16 protein-coding genes are annotated in these 16,517 nt (G+C 43.2%); 10 read left to right on the top strand and 6 right to left on the bottom strand.

Annotated features, from left to right (window positions below):
- The first annotated feature begins 108 nt into the window (after nt 1-108).
- The 4 genes from hisS to HMPREF0847_RS07375 all read left to right on the top strand — a co-directional run bounded on the left by hisS (nt 109) and on the right by HMPREF0847_RS07375 (nt 4,496).
- Nucleotides 109-1,389, top strand: a complete 1,281-nt coding sequence (gene hisS, locus HMPREF0847_RS07360) for a histidine--tRNA ligase (protein WP_008809988.1) — start codon at nt 109-111, stop codon at nt 1,387-1,389.
- A gap of 90 nt (nt 1,390-1,479) precedes the next feature.
- Complete coding sequence (locus tag HMPREF0847_RS07365) at nt 1,480-1,689, top strand: hypothetical protein (RefSeq protein ID WP_008809987.1); 210 nt, start codon at nt 1,480-1,482, stop codon at nt 1,687-1,689.
- 130 nt (nt 1,690-1,819) lie between these two features.
- Complete coding sequence (gene aspS, locus HMPREF0847_RS07370; RefSeq protein ID WP_008809986.1) at nt 1,820-3,574, top strand: aspartate--tRNA ligase; 1,755 nt, start codon at nt 1,820-1,822, stop codon at nt 3,572-3,574.
- Nucleotides 3,561-4,496 (top strand): YitT family protein, encoded by a 936-nt coding sequence (locus HMPREF0847_RS07375; protein WP_008809985.1) that lies wholly within the window; start codon nt 3,561-3,563, stop codon nt 4,494-4,496. The genes aspS and HMPREF0847_RS07375 overlap by 14 nt, the downstream gene beginning before the upstream one ends.
- A gap of 227 nt (nt 4,497-4,723) precedes the next feature.
- Here the strand turns inward: HMPREF0847_RS07375 and argS are convergent, their stop codons facing one another.
- Nucleotides 4,724-6,412, bottom strand: a complete 1,689-nt coding sequence (gene argS / locus HMPREF0847_RS07380) for an arginine--tRNA ligase (protein ID WP_008809984.1) — start codon at nt 6,410-6,412, stop codon at nt 4,724-4,726.
- A gap of 128 nt (nt 6,413-6,540) precedes the next feature.
- On the opposite strand from argS, the gene argR reads away from it, so the two are divergent.
- Nucleotides 6,541-6,978, top strand: coding sequence for an arginine repressor (gene argR, locus HMPREF0847_RS07385; RefSeq protein WP_008809983.1), 438 nt, complete (start codon nt 6,541-6,543; stop codon nt 6,976-6,978).
- A 178-nt stretch (nt 6,979-7,156) separates the two neighbouring features.
- The gene (gene mutS / locus HMPREF0847_RS07390; protein ID WP_008809982.1) at nt 7,157-9,700 is read left to right on the top strand and encodes a DNA mismatch repair protein MutS; all 2,544 of its coding nucleotides are present in this window, start codon (nt 7,157-7,159) and stop codon (nt 9,698-9,700) included.
- Nucleotides 9,701-9,748: 48 nt separating this feature from the next.
- Here the strand turns inward: mutS and HMPREF0847_RS07395 are convergent, their stop codons facing one another.
- Both HMPREF0847_RS07395 and HMPREF0847_RS07400 read right to left on the bottom strand, forming a co-directional pair.
- Complete coding sequence (locus tag HMPREF0847_RS07395) at nt 9,749-10,219, bottom strand: DUF3021 family protein (protein ID WP_008809981.1); 471 nt, start codon at nt 10,217-10,219, stop codon at nt 9,749-9,751.
- Entirely contained in the window at nt 10,216-10,656 is a 441-nt protein-coding gene (locus tag HMPREF0847_RS07400; protein ID WP_008809980.1) for a LytTR family DNA-binding domain-containing protein, read from the bottom strand. The genes HMPREF0847_RS07395 and HMPREF0847_RS07400 overlap by 4 nt, the downstream gene beginning before the upstream one ends.
- A gap of 184 nt (nt 10,657-10,840) precedes the next feature.
- Here HMPREF0847_RS07400 and mutL point away from each other — a divergent pair, with 184 nt between their 5' ends.
- Entirely contained in the window at nt 10,841-12,787 is a 1,947-nt protein-coding gene (gene mutL / locus HMPREF0847_RS07405) for a DNA mismatch repair endonuclease MutL (protein ID WP_008809979.1), read from the top strand.
- A gap of 35 nt (nt 12,788-12,822) precedes the next feature.
- Here the strand turns inward: mutL and HMPREF0847_RS07410 are convergent, their stop codons facing one another.
- On the bottom strand, nt 12,823-13,344 hold the full coding sequence (locus HMPREF0847_RS07410; RefSeq protein ID WP_008809978.1) for an RDD family protein: 522 nt from the start codon (nt 13,342-13,344) through the stop codon (nt 12,823-12,825).
- Nucleotides 13,328-13,831, bottom strand: a complete 504-nt coding sequence (locus tag HMPREF0847_RS07415) for a helix-turn-helix domain-containing protein (RefSeq protein ID WP_008809977.1) — start codon at nt 13,829-13,831, stop codon at nt 13,328-13,330. The genes HMPREF0847_RS07410 and HMPREF0847_RS07415 overlap by 17 nt, the downstream gene beginning before the upstream one ends.
- A gap of 169 nt (nt 13,832-14,000) precedes the next feature.
- Between HMPREF0847_RS07415 and ruvA the strand changes: the two genes are divergently transcribed.
- The 3 genes from ruvA to HMPREF0847_RS07430 are packed head-to-tail and all read left to right on the top strand — an operon-like array spanning nt 14,001 to nt 15,822.
- A complete protein-coding gene (gene ruvA / locus HMPREF0847_RS07420; RefSeq protein ID WP_008809976.1) occupies nt 14,001-14,594 on the top strand; it encodes a Holliday junction branch migration protein RuvA in 594 nt (197 codons plus the stop codon).
- Nucleotides 14,595-14,603: 9 nt separating this feature from the next.
- Nucleotides 14,604-15,158, top strand: a complete 555-nt coding sequence (locus tag HMPREF0847_RS07425) for a DNA-3-methyladenine glycosylase I (RefSeq protein ID WP_008809975.1) — start codon at nt 14,604-14,606, stop codon at nt 15,156-15,158.
- 4 nt (nt 15,159-15,162) lie between these two features.
- On the top strand, nt 15,163-15,822 hold the full coding sequence (locus tag HMPREF0847_RS07430) for a CPBP family intramembrane glutamic endopeptidase (RefSeq protein WP_037622492.1): 660 nt from the start codon (nt 15,163-15,165) through the stop codon (nt 15,820-15,822).
- A 50-nt stretch (nt 15,823-15,872) separates the two neighbouring features.
- Here the strand turns inward: HMPREF0847_RS07430 and HMPREF0847_RS07435 are convergent, their stop codons facing one another.
- Nucleotides 15,873-16,283, bottom strand: coding sequence for a helix-turn-helix domain-containing protein (locus HMPREF0847_RS07435; RefSeq protein WP_008809973.1), 411 nt, complete (start codon nt 16,281-16,283; stop codon nt 15,873-15,875).
- Nucleotides 16,284-16,517 lie beyond the last annotated feature (234 nt).

The following is a 16,517-nucleotide window of genomic DNA, read 5'->3' on the forward strand; positions in this document are numbered from 1 at the left end:
CATAATGAAAACGGATTTACTTCTTACTGTTGGAAAATGCCATTTGTACTCCTAAAAATGCTGGACTTGTGGTAAAATATAGGTACTAAAGAAGACAGAGGTGAGAAGATGAAATTACAAAAACCAAAGGGAACTCAAGATATTCTCCCACAAGAGTCTGCCAAGTGGCAATATGTCGAAGAATTTGCTCGTGAGACATTTAGGAAATACAATTATGCTGAGATTCGTACTCCTATTTTTGAGCATTATGAAGTTATCAGCCGTTCTGTTGGAGATACGACAGACATTGTGACCAAGGAAATGTACGATTTTTATGATAAGGGCGACCGCCACATCACGCTTCGTCCGGAAGGGACAGCCCCTGTCGTTCGATCTTATGTGGAAAACAAGCTCTTCGCACCGGAAGTTCAAAAGCCTGTCAAGCTCTACTATATGGGCTCTATGTTCCGCTATGAACGTCCTCAGGCTGGTCGTCTGCGGGAGTTTCACCAGATTGGAGCAGAGTGCTTTGGTTCTAGCAATCCTGCAACAGACGTAGAAATGATTGCTATGGCAGCTCAATTCTTCAAGGAAATTGGCATCACCAATGTCAGCTTGGAGCTAAATACACTGGGGAATCCTGAGAGCAGAGCGGCTTATCGTCAGGCTTTGATTGATTATCTGACTCCACTGAAGGCTAGTCTATCTGCAGATAGTCAACGTCGCTTGGAAGAAAATCCCCTGCGCGTGCTGGATTCTAAAGAGCCTGAGGATAAGGTGGCAGTAGAGGGTGCTCCGTCTATTCTGGACTATCTGGATGAGGAGAGCAGTGCTTACTTTGAGGCTGTTCGCTCTATGTTAGAGACTTTACAGATCCCGTATGTTATCAATACCAACATGGTCCGTGGTTTGGATTATTACAACCACACGATTTTCGAGTTTACGACTGAGGTGGCCGGTAGTCAGTTGACCATTTGTGCGGGTGGCCGTTATGATGGGCTAGTTGCTTACTTTGGTGGTCCTGAGACTCCAGGTGTCGGCTTTGGTATGGGCTTGGAACGTTTGCTTCTCGTCTTGGACAAGCAAGGTGTGGAGCTTCCGATTGAGATGGGTCTGGACGCTTATATTGCTGTTTTGGGAGCTGGTGCCAATGGCAAAGCTTTGGAATTAGTCCAATCTCTCCGAGCACAAGGTTTTGCGGCTGAACGGGACTATTTGGACCGCAAGATTAAGGCCCAATTTAAATCAGCGGATATCTTCCAAGCGAAGACCATTATTACCCTTGGCGAGAGCGAGCTAGAAAGTGGCGAGCTGACTGTCAAAAATAATGTGACGCGTCAAGAAGTGACAGTGGCACTCGAAGCTATTAAGACAGATTTTCAGGCTGTTTTGGCCCAAATTGGACTCTAAGCAAGTGAAAGCAACAGGTGCTGGAATTCTATTCCAGCCTTCTGTTTTTAGTTGAATAATTACAAACGATCATCTACAAAGGAATATTAAATGAAAAAAATAGTCATGCTCTCCCTTATTCAGGCAGTCGCTTTATTTATCATAACGGGTCTTCTGTGTTTATTTATTAGGGGAGATTTCTTTTTCCGCTATCTAGCTCCTATATTTGGCTTGGCGGCAGGTCTTTTTCGATTTTTAACAGCTATGGTCAGCAAGGCCTTGGCACCTGCTTTATTTGAAAAGGGCAAGAAGGAAGACTAGGCTTGAATTGACATTTTGTAAGGCCTGCTATTTAGCAAAAATGTTTTTTCTAAAAAAATACTGAGGGACAAGCTTATCCCTCTATCTTTATGGTAAAATAGAACAAGAATTAAAAGTTTGGAGAAAAATAATGAAACGTTCGATGTATGCTGGACGTGTTCGCAAGGAGCACGTAGGTCAAGAAATCACTTTGAAAGGCTGGGTCGCTCGTAGACGAGACTTGGGTGGCTTGATTTTCATTGATTTGCGAGACCGTGAAGGCATCATGCAGCTGGTTATCAATCCTGAGACTGTTTCAAAGGATGTGATGGAGACAGCAGAAAGTCTGCGCAGTGAGTTTGTCATCGAGGTGACAGGTCAAGTGGTAGCCAGAGAGCAAGCTAATGATAAATTGGCAACAGGTGCTGTAGAATTACACGTGCAAAGCCTAGAGGTTCTAAACACCGCTAAAACAACTCCTTTTGAAATTAAAGATGGCATTGAAGCCAATGACGATACACGTTTGCGTTACCGTTACCTTGACCTTCGTCGTCCAGAGATGTTGGAAAATCTCAAACTTCGTGCTAAGGTGACCCACTCTATCCGCAACTACTTGGATGAGTTGGAATTTATCGATGTGGAGACACCCTTCCTTTCCAAGTCAACACCAGAAGGGGCGCGTGACTATTTGGTGCCATCTCGTGTCAATAAAGGTCATTTCTATGCTCTTCCTCAAAGTCCTCAAATCACTAAGCAATTGTTGATGAATGCTGGGTTTGACCGTTACTATCAAATCGTTAAATGTTTCCGTGATGAAGACTTGCGTGGTGACCGTCAGCCTGAGTTTACCCAGGTCGACTTAGAAACTTCCTTCCTTAGTGAGCAAGAAATTCAAGATATCACAGAAGGATTGATTGCGCGCGTGATGAAAGAAACAAAAGGAATCGAAGTGACGCTTCCATTCCCCCGTATGAAGTACGATGATGCAATGGCCCTATATGGTTCTGACAAGCCAGATACTCGTTTTGACATGTTGCTTCAGGACCTGACAGAAGTGGTCAAAGGTGTAGACTTCAAAGTCTTTTCAGAAGCTCCGGCAGTAAAAGCAATCGTCGTCAAAGGCGCTGCAGACAACTATTCACGTAAAGACATCGACAAGATGACCGAAGTAGCTAAGCAGTATGGAGCTAAGGGCCTTGCTTGGGTTAAGGTTGTGGATGGAGAATTAAACGGACCCGTTGTTAAGTTCTTGACAGCTATCCAAGCAGACTTGATAACAGCACTTAGTCTTGAAGATAAGGATTTGGTTCTATTTGTGGCGGATACGCTTGAAGTGGCGAATGCAACGCTTGGTGCCCTTCGTGGACGTATCGCCAAAGAACTTGGCTTGATTGATAACGGTAAATTCAACTTCCTTTGGGTGGTTGACTGGCCAATGTTTGAATGGTCTGAAGAAGAAGGCCGCTACATGAGTGCCCACCATCCATTCACTCTTCCACAGGCAGAGACCGCTCACGAATTAGAAGGTGATTTGGCTAAGGTCCGCGCTATTGCTTATGATATCGTCTTAAACGGTTATGAGCTTGGTGGTGGTAGCCTTCGTATCAACCAGAAAGACCTTCAAGAACGCATGTTCAAGGCTCTTGGTTTCTCAGCTGAGGAAGCAAATGACCAGTTTGGGTTCCTTCTCGAAGCTATGGACTATGGTTTCCCACCCCATGGTGGTTTGGCTATCGGGCTTGACCGCTTTGTGATGCTCTTAGCAGGAGAAGAAAATATCCGTGAAGTGATTGCCTTTCCTAAGAATAACAAGGCGACAGATCCAATGACACAGGCTCCGAGTCCTGTGGCTACAAAACAGTTAGATGAACTGAATTTACAAGTGGAAGTAAATGAAAAAGACTAAGTTTTATAAGATCCTACGTTATAGGATTCGCCGATTGGCCTATAATTTTCGGCTTTTAAAAGTGTTACAGAGCATTTCTAAGGAAAAATATGATGAGAAAATCTCGGCTTCGATTGTCTATGGTTTTCTCTCAGCTATTGCTGTGAATTTCTTTTTTCAACCTGGGCATGTTTATTCTAGTGGGGCAACAGGTCTAGCTCAGATTTTTTCTGCCTTGAGTGAGAGATTTATTGGGATGACAATTCCAGTTTCCCTTACCTTCTATTTAATCAACATTCCGCTGATGATTGTGGCCTGGTATCAAATTGGGCATAAGTTTACAGTTTTCACCTTCATAACCGTCAGTATGAGTTCCTTTTTTATTCAGATTGTTCCAGAGGTGGTTTTAACGCAAGACCCAATTATCAATGCTCTTTTTGGGGGCGTCGTGATGGGGACAGGTGTTGGTTTTGCTTTGAAAAATAATATTTCTAGTGGCGGAACGGATATTGTCAGTTTGACTGTTCGTAAGCGGACGGATCGTAATGTCGGCAGTATTTCTTTCATGGTGAATGGGATGATTATGCTGATTGCGGGTCTGACTTTTGGCTGGACCTATGCTCTTTATTCGATGATTACTATCTTCGTGTCCAGTCGGGTAACGGATGCTGTGTTTACTAAGCAAAAGAAAATGCAGGCCATGATTATTACCAGTTGTCCAGATAAGGTTATTGAGAAAATCCACAACCGCTTGCATCGGGGAGCTACTATGATCAATGGTGCAGAAGGGACCTATAATCATCAGGAAAAGGCAATTCTGATTACAGTAATAACTCGGGCTGAGTACAATGAGTTTAAATATATTATGCGTAAGACTGATCCGCAAGCCTTTGTCTCTGTATCCGAGAATGTTCATATCTTAGGACTTTTTGTGGAGGAATAAACAAATAATTGTTGCTTGGTTATAACATCACAAATGCACCTTTTTAGGAGGTGCATTTGTTTTACAAATAAAAATAAGACGAATGAAGCAGTAGATTATTCTATGGTTGCTCTTTAATGATACAGCTAGAAAATGCTGTAAAAAAATGCTAAATCAAGCCGGATGAGTTAGAATACGACTAGTTGAACAAATTAAAAATGCGCCCTTTAGAGCGCATTTTTAGCTTCTTACATTTTTTCTGGAGCATCAACACCAAGCAGGCGGAGAGCTTCTTTTAGGACTACGGCTGTAGAGTAGCTGAGTGCCAAACGGCTATCGCGTTCTGGGCTTTCGTCCAAGATCCGTGTGTGTGCGTAGTATTTGTTGAAGGCTTGAGCCAAGCTGATAGCATACTTAGCGATCAATGATGGCTCATAGTTATCTGCAGCACGCTTAACAACACGGCCGAAGTCTTGGAGGAGCTTGATGATTTCCCAGCTTTCAGCATCGTTTAGACGGTAGTCAGCATTTGCATCAGGTGTGAAGTCTGCCTTACGAAGGATAGATTGAATACGAGCATAAGCGTATTGGATATAAGGTCCTGTTTCTCCTTCAAAGGATACCATGGCTTCCAAGTCAAAGTCATACCCATTGCGACGGTCTGTCTTCAAATCATAGAATTTAACCGCACCGACACCAACTGCATGAGCAACAGCTTCTTTGTTTTCAAGTTCTGGATTCTTGTCTTCAATTTGAGATTTTGCACGGCTGATCGCTTCTTGCAAGGTTGGCTCAAGAAGAATGATATTTCCTTTACGTGTAGACAGTTTTTGGCGGTTCTTAGTAACGAGACCGAAATCTACGTGAGTCATATCATCGCTCCAGTCAAATCCCATCTTCTTAAGTACAGCTTTGAGCTGGCGGAAGTGGTTAGACTGTTCTTGTCCTACGACATAGATACTTTTGACGAAGTTGTAGGTACGAGCCCGGTACATGGCAGTTGCAATATCACGAGTGATGTAAAGCGTAGCTCCGTCAGATTTTTTGATCATAGCTGGAGGAAGGTTGACATCATCAAGATTGACAATGCTAGCACCTTTTGATTCTTCCAAAAGGCCTTTTTCTTCAAGGATTTTAATTCCTTCATCCATCTTGTCGTTGTAGAAGGCTTCCCCGTTTAAGCTGTCAAACTCAACCCCGAGAAGTTCATAGATACGGTTGAATTCCACCAAGCTTTCGTCACGGAACCATTGCCAAAGTTCAGTTGCTTCTGGATCACCATCTTCTAGCTTTTTAAACCAAAGGCGTCCTTCGTCATCCAAGGCGGGGTCGTTTTCGATTTCGGCATTGATACGAACATAGAGTTGTAGCAGTTCGTCGATAGGATTTGCTTCGACAGCTTCCTTGCTTCCCCATTTTTTATAAGCGACCATGAGGAGACCGAATTGTTTACCCCAGTCACCCAAGTGGTTGATTTTGATGGTATTGTAGCCCATTTTGCGGAAGATGTTAGAAAGAGCATCTCCGATAACGGTAGAGCGTAAGTGACCAACTGAAAAAGGCTTGGCGATGTTTGGACTTGAAAGGTCGATAGTAACATTTTCGCCCTTGCCTTCATTTTGTTGTCCGTAGTCAGCCCCTTCTTTAACTACTTCTTTAATAACTTGACCAGAAATCTCAGCTTTGTTTAAGAAAAAGTTGACATATGGTCCAGTTGCAACAACCTTGTCAAAGTGAGTTGTGTCAATCTTTTCGACAATATCAGCTGCAATAGCTTGAGGAGCCTTGCGTTCTACTTTGGCCAATGAGAAAGCAGGAAAGGCGATATCTCCTAAATCAGAACTTTTTGGCTGTTCGAGTAAATTTAAAATAGCGTCTTGGTCCAGGCTGTCAATCACCTTGGCCAATTCGCTGGCAATGATTTGTTTATTATCCATAGGTGCTCCTTTGAGTCTTTTAATATTACTATTTTATCACATTTTTAAAGGAATCTTCAAATTTTTTGGGTATCATAACAATTTTTTGGTATAATCTAGAGTATAAATATACAACTATCGAGGGGAAAATGAAAAAGAAGAAACGTCATGACTTAATCAAGAAAATGATTAAAGAGGAGAAGTTAGGGACACAAAAGGATATCCAGACTCGTCTGGAAGAAGAGGGTATTTATGTAACTCAAACGACTTTATCCCGCGATTTGCGAGAAATTGGTCTAATTAAAGTCAAGAAAAACGGCCAGCTCTATTATGTTTTAGCGCAAGAAACGGCTCGAATTGATTTGACTGAGGTTTTGTCTTACCATCTTAGAGGGGTAGCCCGTGCGGAATTTACTTTGGTTTTGCATACACGCTTGGGAGAAGCTGCAGTGCTGGCTAACATCATTGATGAAAATAGGGATGAGAGGATTTTAGGTTCCTTAGCAGGTGCCGATACACTCCTATTAATTTGCCGTAACCAGGATACTGCCAAAGAAATCGAAGAGCAGATTTTGGCAAAGATGTAAATTGAAGAATGAAATAGGGCTGAGACAAAAGTTTCAACCTTTTTCTATTTATGGTAAAATCAGGTAAGATGATTCTTGGGTAACCATTAGAGTTCATGGTATAGCAAAAGGTGCTCAGGATTTAAGTGACTAGAGAGTTGGAGCCTACAGGCCTAACTTGTCAACGAGAGAGGAAACTATGGCAACAGAAAAAATATCGCCAGGTATGCAGCAGTACTTGGATATTAAAAAAGACTATCAGGACGCCTTCCTGCTGTTTCGTATGGGGGATTTCTATGAGTTGTTTTACGAGGATGCTGTTAATGCGGCACAGATTCTCGAGATTGCCCTGACTAGCCGTAATAAGAATTCAGAAAATCCCATTCCAATGGCGGGTGTACCTTATCACTCTGCCCAGCAATATATTGATGTTTTGATTGAGTCTGGTTATAAGGTTGCCATTGCAGAGCAGATGGAAGATCCTAAACAGGCCGTTGGAGTGGTCAAACGCGAAGTGGTCCAGGTTATTACGCCGGGTACAGTAGTGGATTCTAGTAAGCCAGTCGGAGAAAATAACTTTTTGGTTGCTTTAGATAGGCAGGAGCAAGCTTATGGCTTGGCCTATATGGATCTGGCTACGGGAGAATTTCAGGTAACCAGCCTATCAGATTTTGACCAAGCTTGTGGAGAAATTCGAAATCTCCGAGCTCGGGAAGTGGTCGTGGGTTATTGCTTGTCAGAAGATGAGCAGCAGGTTTTGTCAAAACAAATGAGTTTACTCCTGTCAGAAGTCGAGGAAGCAATGGAGGACGTTCAGCTCTTAGGAGATGAGTTGTCATCTTTAGAAAAGCAGACGGCAGGGAAGCTTTTGGCCTATGTTTTTCAGACGCAGATGCGGGAGCTCAGCCATCTCAAAAAGGCCCATCATTATGAGATAAAAGATTTTCTTCAGATGGACTATGCGACAAAGACCAGTCTGGACTTGACTGAAAATGCCCGGACGGGCAAGAAGCATGGTAGTCTTTTTTGGCTCATGGATGAAACAAAAACAGCCATGGGAGGACGCTTGCTTCGTTCTTGGATCCAGCATCCCTTGATTGATAAGGGACGAATCATCAAGCGTCAAAATGTCGTTCAGGTCTTTCTGGATTATTTCTTTGAGCGGAGTGATTTGGCAGATAGTCTCAAGGGCGTCTATGATATTGAACGCCTGGTAAGTCGTGTGTCATTTGGCAAGACCAATCCCAAGGACCTCCTGCAATTATCTTCTACTCTGAGCCATGTTCCTCAGATTCGGTCAATTTTAGAAACGATTGAAAGCCCAGCTTTGGAGAGTTTGGTGGCAAGGCTAGATGCAATTCCTGAGCTGGAAAATCTAATCAGCTCTGCTATTGACCCAGATGCTCCACAAGTAATTACTGAGGGCAATATCATTCGAACTGGTTTTGACGAGACCTTGGACCAGTATCGTTTGGTCATGAGAGAGGGGACTAGCTGGATTGCAGACATTGAATCCAAGGAGCGAGAGGCAAGTGGTATTGCTAATCTGAAAATTGATTATAACAAGAAAGATGGTTACTATTTCCATGTCACCAATTCTCAACTAGGCAATGTTCCTAGCCATTTTTTCCGCAAAGCAACCTTGAAAAATTCTGAGCGTTTTGGTACGGAAGAGCTGGCGCGCATTGAAGGCGAGATGTTGGAGGCGCGTGAGAAGTCTGCTAATCTGGAATATGAGATCTTCATGCGCATTCGTGAAGAGGTCGGAAAATATATTCAACGGCTACAAGCCTTAGCTCAAACCCTAGCTACGGTCGATGTTTTACAGAGCTTTGCGGTTGTGGCTGAAAGTCAACACTTAGTCCGTCCAAGTTTTACAAGCAGTCGTAGTTTGCAGATTAAAAAAGGCCGTCATGCGGTTATCGAAAAAGTCATGGGAGCCCAAAGCTACATCCCAAATAGTATCGAACTGGATCAAGAAACAGATATTCAGCTGATTACTGGACCAAATATGAGCGGGAAGTCAACCTACATGCGACAGCTGGCAATGATTGTCATCATGGCTCAAATGGGGTCGTATGTACCAGCAGAAGTGGCCAGTCTTCCAATTTTCGATGCTATCTTTACACGAATAGGTGCGGCAGATGATTTGGTGTCTGGTCAATCGACCTTTATGGTTGAAATGATGGAGGCTAATCGGGCCATTCGACAAGCAAGTGACCACTCTTTGATCCTTTTTGATGAACTGGGACGGGGGACTGCGACTTATGATGGGATGGCTCTGGCGCAAGCAATTATTGAGTATATTCATGATCGCACCAAGGCCAAGACTCTTTTTGCAACCCATTATCATGAGTTGACAGGCCTGTCAAGTAGCTTGACGCGATTAGAAAACGTCCATGTGGCAACTCTAGAAAAAGATGGCCAAGTGACATTTTTGCATAAGATTGAAGCAGGACCTGCTGACAAGTCCTATGGGATTCATGTTGCAAAAATTGCTGGTTTGCCAAAAGATTTGCTGACAAGGGCAGATGCGATTTTGACAGATTTGGAAAATCAAGAGAAAAGAGAGGCTTCTCTTCCAGCGTCTAGAACGGACTCCCAAAAAGTGTCTGAGCAGATGTCGCTTTTTGTAGAAGAAACGGAAAATCCAGTCCTGACTGAACTACGAGACTTGGACATCTACAATATGACTCCCCTGGAAGTCATGGCAGCAGTGGCTGAGTTGAAGAAGAAGTTGTAAAAACAAAGAACAGACTTGTTAATGCCTCAAGTCTGCTCTTTTTATTTCTCACGATTTGCTAGACAAACCGCTATTGATTTTTTGAATGTTGCGGTAAGTGTGGTAGTAGATGGCGCCTGAAATGATTAGATAGATAAGGGTGAATTCCCCGACAGCAGTCAGTGTCAGGCTAATTATTTTTTCTCTTGGGAAAAATCCGGCTAGATTTGCCAAAAGTGCAAAGGTCAGAATCATCACGCCATAGTGGCTGACGACGGAGCGCAGGATGCTCCAGTCTCTTTGGAAGAAGCTTCCGCTCCATCTGAAAATAGCTCCCATGATAAACCAGATAAGCAGGCAGTAGAGCATAATGAGGGAAACATGGACATGCTGGCTCAAAAAGAAGTGGCCGATAGGAGAGCGAGGGTGCAGCGGTAGATAAGCTGGATTGTAAAAATAAGAAACAATCATGGAGAAGAAGAGACCGATGAAAATCCCTCCAATCCCTCCGAAAAAGAGTTCTTTAAGACGAGTTTTCATAATTGCAACCTTTCTTTGATAGATTTAAGATAGCGGCGGGACGAGTATGTCTGATCACCGTTTTTCAGAAATATTTGAATCAGACCATTTGGAGTCAGCTTGAGGTGGCTGATTTGTCGGCTGTTGATAATCTCCGACTGAGAAATCTGCAGGAAATAGTCCGGCAGGACCTGCAGCAACTGATAAAGAGCTTGTTGAACTCGATAGCCATCTTTTGCTGTTCGAACCTGAACCTGGCGATTTTCTGTATAGATTCGGTGGATTTCCTTAGCATCCAGCAGATAGATTTCATCTTCTTTTTTGACATGAATCTTGTCTTCTTTGCCTAGATGTTGAGCAAAGTGGACCAATTCCTGAATGCTTTCTGTCATGAGGCGAGCCTCAATGCTGACGGAGTCTTCGGTGACTTGAGAATCGATTCTTAGCTTAACTTTCATAACTTCCTCCTTTCACCTTTATTAAACCGCAACTTGGCAGCGAAAACAAGCCCCTTTGTCTATGTGGCAGCTATTTGTGTCTATCTGGTTTGTCTTGTGAGCAGAGTGGTTGAGAAAAGGCTGCCTTCTGATAGAAAGAGCCCAATGTGTTATAATAGATAGCAGAACAAATACGGAGAAAATGATGTCAAAAATTATCGAACTTCCAGAAATTCTAGCCAATCAGATTGCGGCCGGTGAGGTCATTGAGCGACCTAGCAGCGTGGTCAAGGAGCTGGTGGAAAATTCACTTGATGCGGGTGCTAGCCAAATTACCATCGAAATCGAGGAGGCCGGACTCAAGACTATCCAGGTGACGGATAATGGCGAGGGCATAGATCACGAAGATGTCCCTCTGGCCCTTCGCCGCCATGCTACCAGTAAAATCAAGAAACAGGCGGATCTCTTTCGGATTCGGACACTGGGTTTTCGCGGCGAGGCCATTCCTTCCATTGCTTCTGTCTCGCGTTTTACCATTGAGACTGCAACAGAAAATGGCCAGCACGGGACTTTGCTAGTTGCCCAAGGCGGTGAGATAGAAGAGCACGAGCCTACCAGCAGTCCAGTGGGAACGAAAATCAAGATAGAAGATCTTTTCTTCAATACTCCCGCCCGGCTCAAGTATATGAAGAGCCAGCAGGCTGAGCTATCCCATATCGTTGATGTGATTAATCGGCTTAGTCTGGCCCATCCAGAAGTGGCTTTCACCCTTATCAGCGACGGCCGAGAAATGACACGGACTGCCGGCAGTGGTAATCTGCGTCAGGCTATTGCAGGCATCTATGGTCTGGCAACAGCTAAGAAAATGGTGGAAATCTCTGCTTCAGACTTGGACTTTGAGGTGAGTGGCTATGTCAGTCTGCCTGAACTGACTCGCGCGAATCGGAATTATATTACGATTCTCATCAACGGCCGCTACATTAAGAATTTCCTACTCAATCGGGCTATTTTGGACGGTTACGGCAGCAAGTTGATGGTAGGCCGTTTTCCACTAGCGGTCATCAATATTCAAATTGATCCTTACCTAGCCGATGTCAATGTCCATCCGACCAAGCAAGAGGTGAGGATTTCTAAAGAGCGGGAACTCATGGCCTTGATTTCGCAAGCCATTGCGACCAGTCTCAAGGAGCAGGACCTTATCCCAGATGCTTTGGAAAATCTAGCAAAATCAACTGTTAAGCGTGCGACTAAGCCCGAACAGACCAGCCTTCCGTTGAAAGAAAATCGCCTCTACTACGATAAGGAGCAGAATGACTTCTTCCTTAAGCCACAGGTGGCCGAGCAGCAAATATCCTTTGAAAAATCAGCAAAGCCTGTTCATGAAGCGACAAATGAAAAATCAGAACCGCCACAGTCAACTTCGGTCAAATTCGCAGAGAGAAAGCTAGTCAGCTATGACCAACTAGACCATCCAGAGCTAGACCAGGCTAGTCTGGAGCGGGCTGTGGATAAGCTAGAGCAGGAAGAGAAATCAAGCTTCCCAGAGTTAGAATATTTCGGTCAGATGCATGGCACCTATCTCTTTGCTCAAGGCAAGGGTGGTCTTTACATTATTGACCAGCATGCTGCCCAAGAGCGGGTCAAGTATGAGTATTATCGGGAGAAGATTGGGGATGTGGACAATAGCCAGCAACAGCTCTTAGTGCCCTATATCTTTGAATTTCCAGCAGACGATATGCTGCGAATCAAGCAGCGGATGGAGCTGCTAGAAGATGCTGGCATCTTTTTAGAAGAGTATGGAGCCAATCAGTTCATCCTCCGTGAGCATCCCATTTGGTTTAAGGAAGAGGAGATTGAGGCAGGTATCTATGAGATGTGTGATATGCTTCTCCTGACCAAGGAAGTTTCTATCAAGAAATATCGAGCAGAGCTAGCCATTATGATGAGCTGCAAACGCTCCATCAAGGCCAATCACAGTCTGGATGACTACTCTGCGCGTGACTTGCTCTTTCAGCTGTCCCAGTGTGACAATCCTTACAACTGCCCACACGGCCGACCGGTCTTGGTCAACTTTACCAAGTCGGATATGGAAAAAATGTTCCGCCGCATTCAGGAAAATCATACTAGCCTGCGGGAGTTAGGGAAATACTAAACTTTATAGAAAATCAAACAGCCCTAGTTATAGAACTAGAGCTGTTTTGAATTTTTAAGCTGAACTTGTGTTCCAGTAAGTAAATCAGCTGGATGGCGTTTGTCCTTGCGAAACAGTCCCATCAGCAGAAAGATTAAGAAGAGAATCCCTGCTGAAGTTGACAAGAAAATTGACAGAGCATCTGCTTGATAAGCACTACGGATAGCTCCCATGTGTCCCAGCTGCCAAGGGAAAAACTTGATAGCAGAGCGCAAAAGGCTGTGGGAAAGATTCTTATGTTTGTAAATCAACTGTAAACCTGCCCAACGTTTCCCAAAACTTCCCTTTCTATAGTCTAGCCAAGCAAAGATGATAGTTAGGGGCAGGACTGAGGTAGAAAAAGCCAGAAGCTGGCTCTGGACTTCAGTGAATGCAGGAATGCCTCCTAGAATAAGATTGTAAAAGGCCATAGCTAGTAAAAAAAGAGCAATGAGGTAGCCTGAGATGAAGAGCCAGTCACCAATCAGCTCTTTCAGACGAGTTTTGACAGGTATGGGATTGTCAGTTTTTAGTTTCATCTTGAGCCCCTTCTTTCTTAGAATCATCAAGCCCGATAACCTTGTCCAGATACTTTTTCTTAATCTTTAGCGCCTTGTTAATAGCCATTGCGGATGCGATTAAGAGGAAGAAGGCCAACCAGACCAAGGCAGTAAATTTTGCTGGAAAGCTAGAACCTGCGAAAAAGAGAAAGATAGCCAGGGCTGAGACAAAAATATACAGAACCTGCCAGAAGCCATAAGATTTCACTTCCTGGTAGTAGCGATCTTTTTCATCTTCCGAGAGGACGGGTTTTATTTCCGGCTTGTCGCTGTCTTCTAAAAGCAGATAATCTGTCGTCACTTGGAAAATCTTGCTCAGCTCTACAATTTTTTCCAGCTCTGGCAACGCTTGGCCAGACTCCCACTTGGAAATGCTCTGGCGGGAGACATTGATTTGTTCAGCTAGTTTTTCTTGTGACCAGCCTTTTTCTTTTCTTAGTTCAAATAATTTATCAGCGAGTTTCATCATCGCAGCCTCCTTTTCTTTGCTAACTCTATCCTAACAGCTTTTAGTTATCTTGAGAATACAGCTTCCTGTACATTTTGTCAACCGCTGGTTGCACTTCTGTTTGCAGTTTCCAGACAGAAAATATGATATACTAGATAAGCAAAATGATACAAAAAGAAGGAAGATTATGTACGAATATTTTAAAGGAATTATTAGCAAAATTACAGCCAAATACATCGTATTGGAAGTCAACTCTATCGGCTATATTCTTCATGTGGCCAACCCCTATGCTTACTCAGGTCATCTTCATCAGGAAGCCAAGGTCTATGTTCATCAAGTAGTGAGAGAAGACGCGGAGCTCTTATATGGTTTTGCGGCCGAGGAGGAGAAGCAACTCTTTCTCAGTTTGATCTCAGTCTCAGGTATTGGGCCAGTATCTGCCCTAGCTATCATTGCTGCAGATGATAATGCTGGCTTGGTACAAGCTATTGAGCAAAAAAACATCACCTACCTGACCAAGTTTCCTAAGATTGGCAAGAAGACGGCTCAGCAAATGGTGCTGGACTTGGAAGGTAAGGTGGTAATAGCTGGTGACGATCTTTCTGCCAAGGATGCAGTGCAAGCTAGCAATGAAAACCAAGAACTGGAAGAAGCCATGGAAGCCATGCTGGCTCTGGGTTACAAGGCTGCTGAGCTCAAGAAAATCAAAAAATTCTTTGAAGGAACGACGGATACAGCAGAGAACTACATCAAGTCAGCCCTTAAGATGTTGGTGAAATAGGAGAAAGTTATGACCAAACGCTGTGGCTGGGTAAAAATGAACAACCCCTTGTATGTGGCCTATCATGATGAGGAGTGGGGCAAACCCCTCCATGATGATCAAAAGTTATTTGAATTGCTCTGCATGGAGACCTATCAGGCTGGACTTTCTTGGGAGACCATTCTGAATAAACGTCAGGCTTTTCGGGAAGCTTTTCATTTCTATGATGCCCAGAAAATTGCTCAGATGACGGATGAAGATCTGGACGATTTGTTGGATAATCCCGACATCATCCGTAACAAGATGAAGATTTATGCGACCAGGGCTAATGCCCAAGCTTTTTTGGCTGTTCAGAAGCAGTTTGGCTCTTTTAATGACTATATCTGGTCCTTTGTAGATTTCAAAACGATTGACAATCAAATTACGAACTACAAGGAAGCGCCAGCTAAGACAGAGCTGTCAGAAAGCATGTCCAAGGCTCTGAAAAAGCAAGGTTTCAAATTTGTCGGTCCTGTTTGTGTCTATTCATTCCTAGAAGCAGCAGGCCTTATCAATGACCACGAAAGTGATTGTGACTGGAAGTAGAACGATGAAAACAAGAAAATTTCAGCTCATTTTTATTTCACTATATACCATTCTATTTATAGCTAGAGGGTTGCAGTTTATTAGACAAAAATGGATGACCTATCCGGTTTACTCTCTTTTGTTTACATTGGGGCTCTTGGCTTATCGGGAGGAATTGCAGGAGCAATTTTCTTTGATTCTGCCTAAGAAGAAGGAGTTCCTTAAAACAATCTCCTTGTATATGGTTCTTATTTTTCTCCTGACAATTGCTTCGAATCTACTATCAGGATCTCTTAAACAGAGTCTAGGATTGCCCCTCCAGGGACAGAATGATGCTCGGATTCAAGCTGCGCTTTTAGAAAATCCTTATCTGTTCTTGCTTGTTGGTTGTTTTGTTGGACCAGTTGTGGAAGAACTTTTCTTTCGTCGCTTTTTCTTAGGGACTTTCTTGGCAAAATATTCAGATAGGCTCGGCCTTGCTTTGACTGTTTTTCTGTTTGCTACTCTTCATATGCATAGCTTGGTTTTGTCAGAGTGGCTGACAGCCATTTCCTATTTTGGTGGAGGATTCGTTATTTCTTTAATTTATCTGAAAAAGGACAAAAACATCTGGTATCCAATTACTCTTCATTGTTGTAACAACATTATTGCTTTTACTATTACCTTATTGACTATAAATAAATGAAAACCTAGAAGTTCAAGACCTCTAGGTTTTTTGTTGTTCTCTATATCTCCTCATTCTTCCTTCTGCATCCAAATCTTTTCCTTGATAAAGATGCGAAGCTCATAGAAAAGCACGAAGAGGGTAGAGACGAGGAAGCCAGCCATAAAGATATGGTGGAAGTAAGCAAAGACACCAATATAAACTAAGATGGAAAAAAGGTAGAGGATGACTAAATAGTGCCATTTCTTGGCCTTGCTATCTTCGATGACCTTTTTCTCCAAGCACTCATCCTCCCTGATGAGTGTGTCCAGGCTGATATCAAACTCCCGACTGATAGTAATGAGATTTCCGATATCAGGGATACCTTTTTCACTTTCCCAACGGGCAATGGCAGAGCGGGAAACCTTGAGCCTTTCCGCCAAAGTCTCCTGAGTGAGTTGATTTTGTTGACGAATGTCTTTGAGCACTTGTGAAATTTTCATGATGATCTCCTTTCTTCAAATAAAAAATTCAGATGATTTCCTTGTTCATCTTCATTATAAAAATAATGAAACCATTTGCCAATAGCATTTTCCTAACAATCCAGTTATTCTCCATAACAGATAACTTTTCAAAAGTTTTCCACAACATGTTGACAAGTCTGTCAAGCAAGTTGACAAACTATTTAACTTCTTAAAATGAAAATCAACTTTTTTGCTTGTTTTTGTGATAAAATA

The sequence above is a fragment of the Streptococcus sp. 2_1_36FAA genome (assembly GCF_000161955.2).
In the GTDB taxonomy this organism is placed as follows: domain Bacteria; phylum Bacillota; class Bacilli; order Lactobacillales; family Streptococcaceae; genus Streptococcus; species Streptococcus gordonii.

Coding starts and splice junctions, on each gene's coding strand:
- aspS (WP_008809986.1), top strand. CDS start 1,820: ATGAAACGTTCGATGTATGCTGGACGTGTTCGCAAGGAGCACGTAGGT.
- argS (WP_008809984.1), bottom strand. CDS start 6,412: ATGGATAATAAACAAATCATTGCCAGCGAATTGGCCAAGGTGATTGAC.
- mutS (WP_008809982.1), top strand. CDS start 7,157: ATGGCAACAGAAAAAATATCGCCAGGTATGCAGCAGTACTTGGATATT.
- HMPREF0847_RS07415 (WP_008809977.1), bottom strand. CDS start 13,831: ATGAAACTCGCTGATAAATTATTTGAACTAAGAAAAGAAAAAGGCTGG.
- mutL (WP_008809979.1), top strand. CDS start 10,841: ATGTCAAAAATTATCGAACTTCCAGAAATTCTAGCCAATCAGATTGCG.
- hisS (WP_008809988.1), top strand. CDS start 109: ATGAAATTACAAAAACCAAAGGGAACTCAAGATATTCTCCCACAAGAG.
- HMPREF0847_RS07430 (WP_037622492.1), top strand. CDS start 15,163: ATGAAAACAAGAAAATTTCAGCTCATTTTTATTTCACTATATACCATT.
- HMPREF0847_RS07425 (WP_008809975.1), top strand. CDS start 14,604: ATGACCAAACGCTGTGGCTGGGTAAAAATGAACAACCCCTTGTATGTG.
- ruvA (WP_008809976.1), top strand. CDS start 14,001: ATGTACGAATATTTTAAAGGAATTATTAGCAAAATTACAGCCAAATAC.
- argR (WP_008809983.1), top strand. CDS start 6,541: ATGAAAAAGAAGAAACGTCATGACTTAATCAAGAAAATGATTAAAGAG.
- HMPREF0847_RS07410 (WP_008809978.1), bottom strand. CDS start 13,344: ATGAAACTAAAAACTGACAATCCCATACCTGTCAAAACTCGTCTGAAA.
- HMPREF0847_RS07375 (WP_008809985.1), top strand. CDS start 3,561: ATGAAAAAGACTAAGTTTTATAAGATCCTACGTTATAGGATTCGCCGA.
- HMPREF0847_RS07395 (WP_008809981.1), bottom strand. CDS start 10,219: ATGAAAACTCGTCTTAAAGAACTCTTTTTCGGAGGGATTGGAGGGATT.
- HMPREF0847_RS07400 (WP_008809980.1), bottom strand. CDS start 10,656: ATGAAAGTTAAGCTAAGAATCGATTCTCAAGTCACCGAAGACTCCGTC.
- HMPREF0847_RS07365 (WP_008809987.1), top strand. CDS start 1,480: ATGAAAAAAATAGTCATGCTCTCCCTTATTCAGGCAGTCGCTTTATTT.
- HMPREF0847_RS07435 (WP_008809973.1), bottom strand. CDS start 16,283: ATGAAAATTTCACAAGTGCTCAAAGACATTCGTCAACAAAATCAACTC.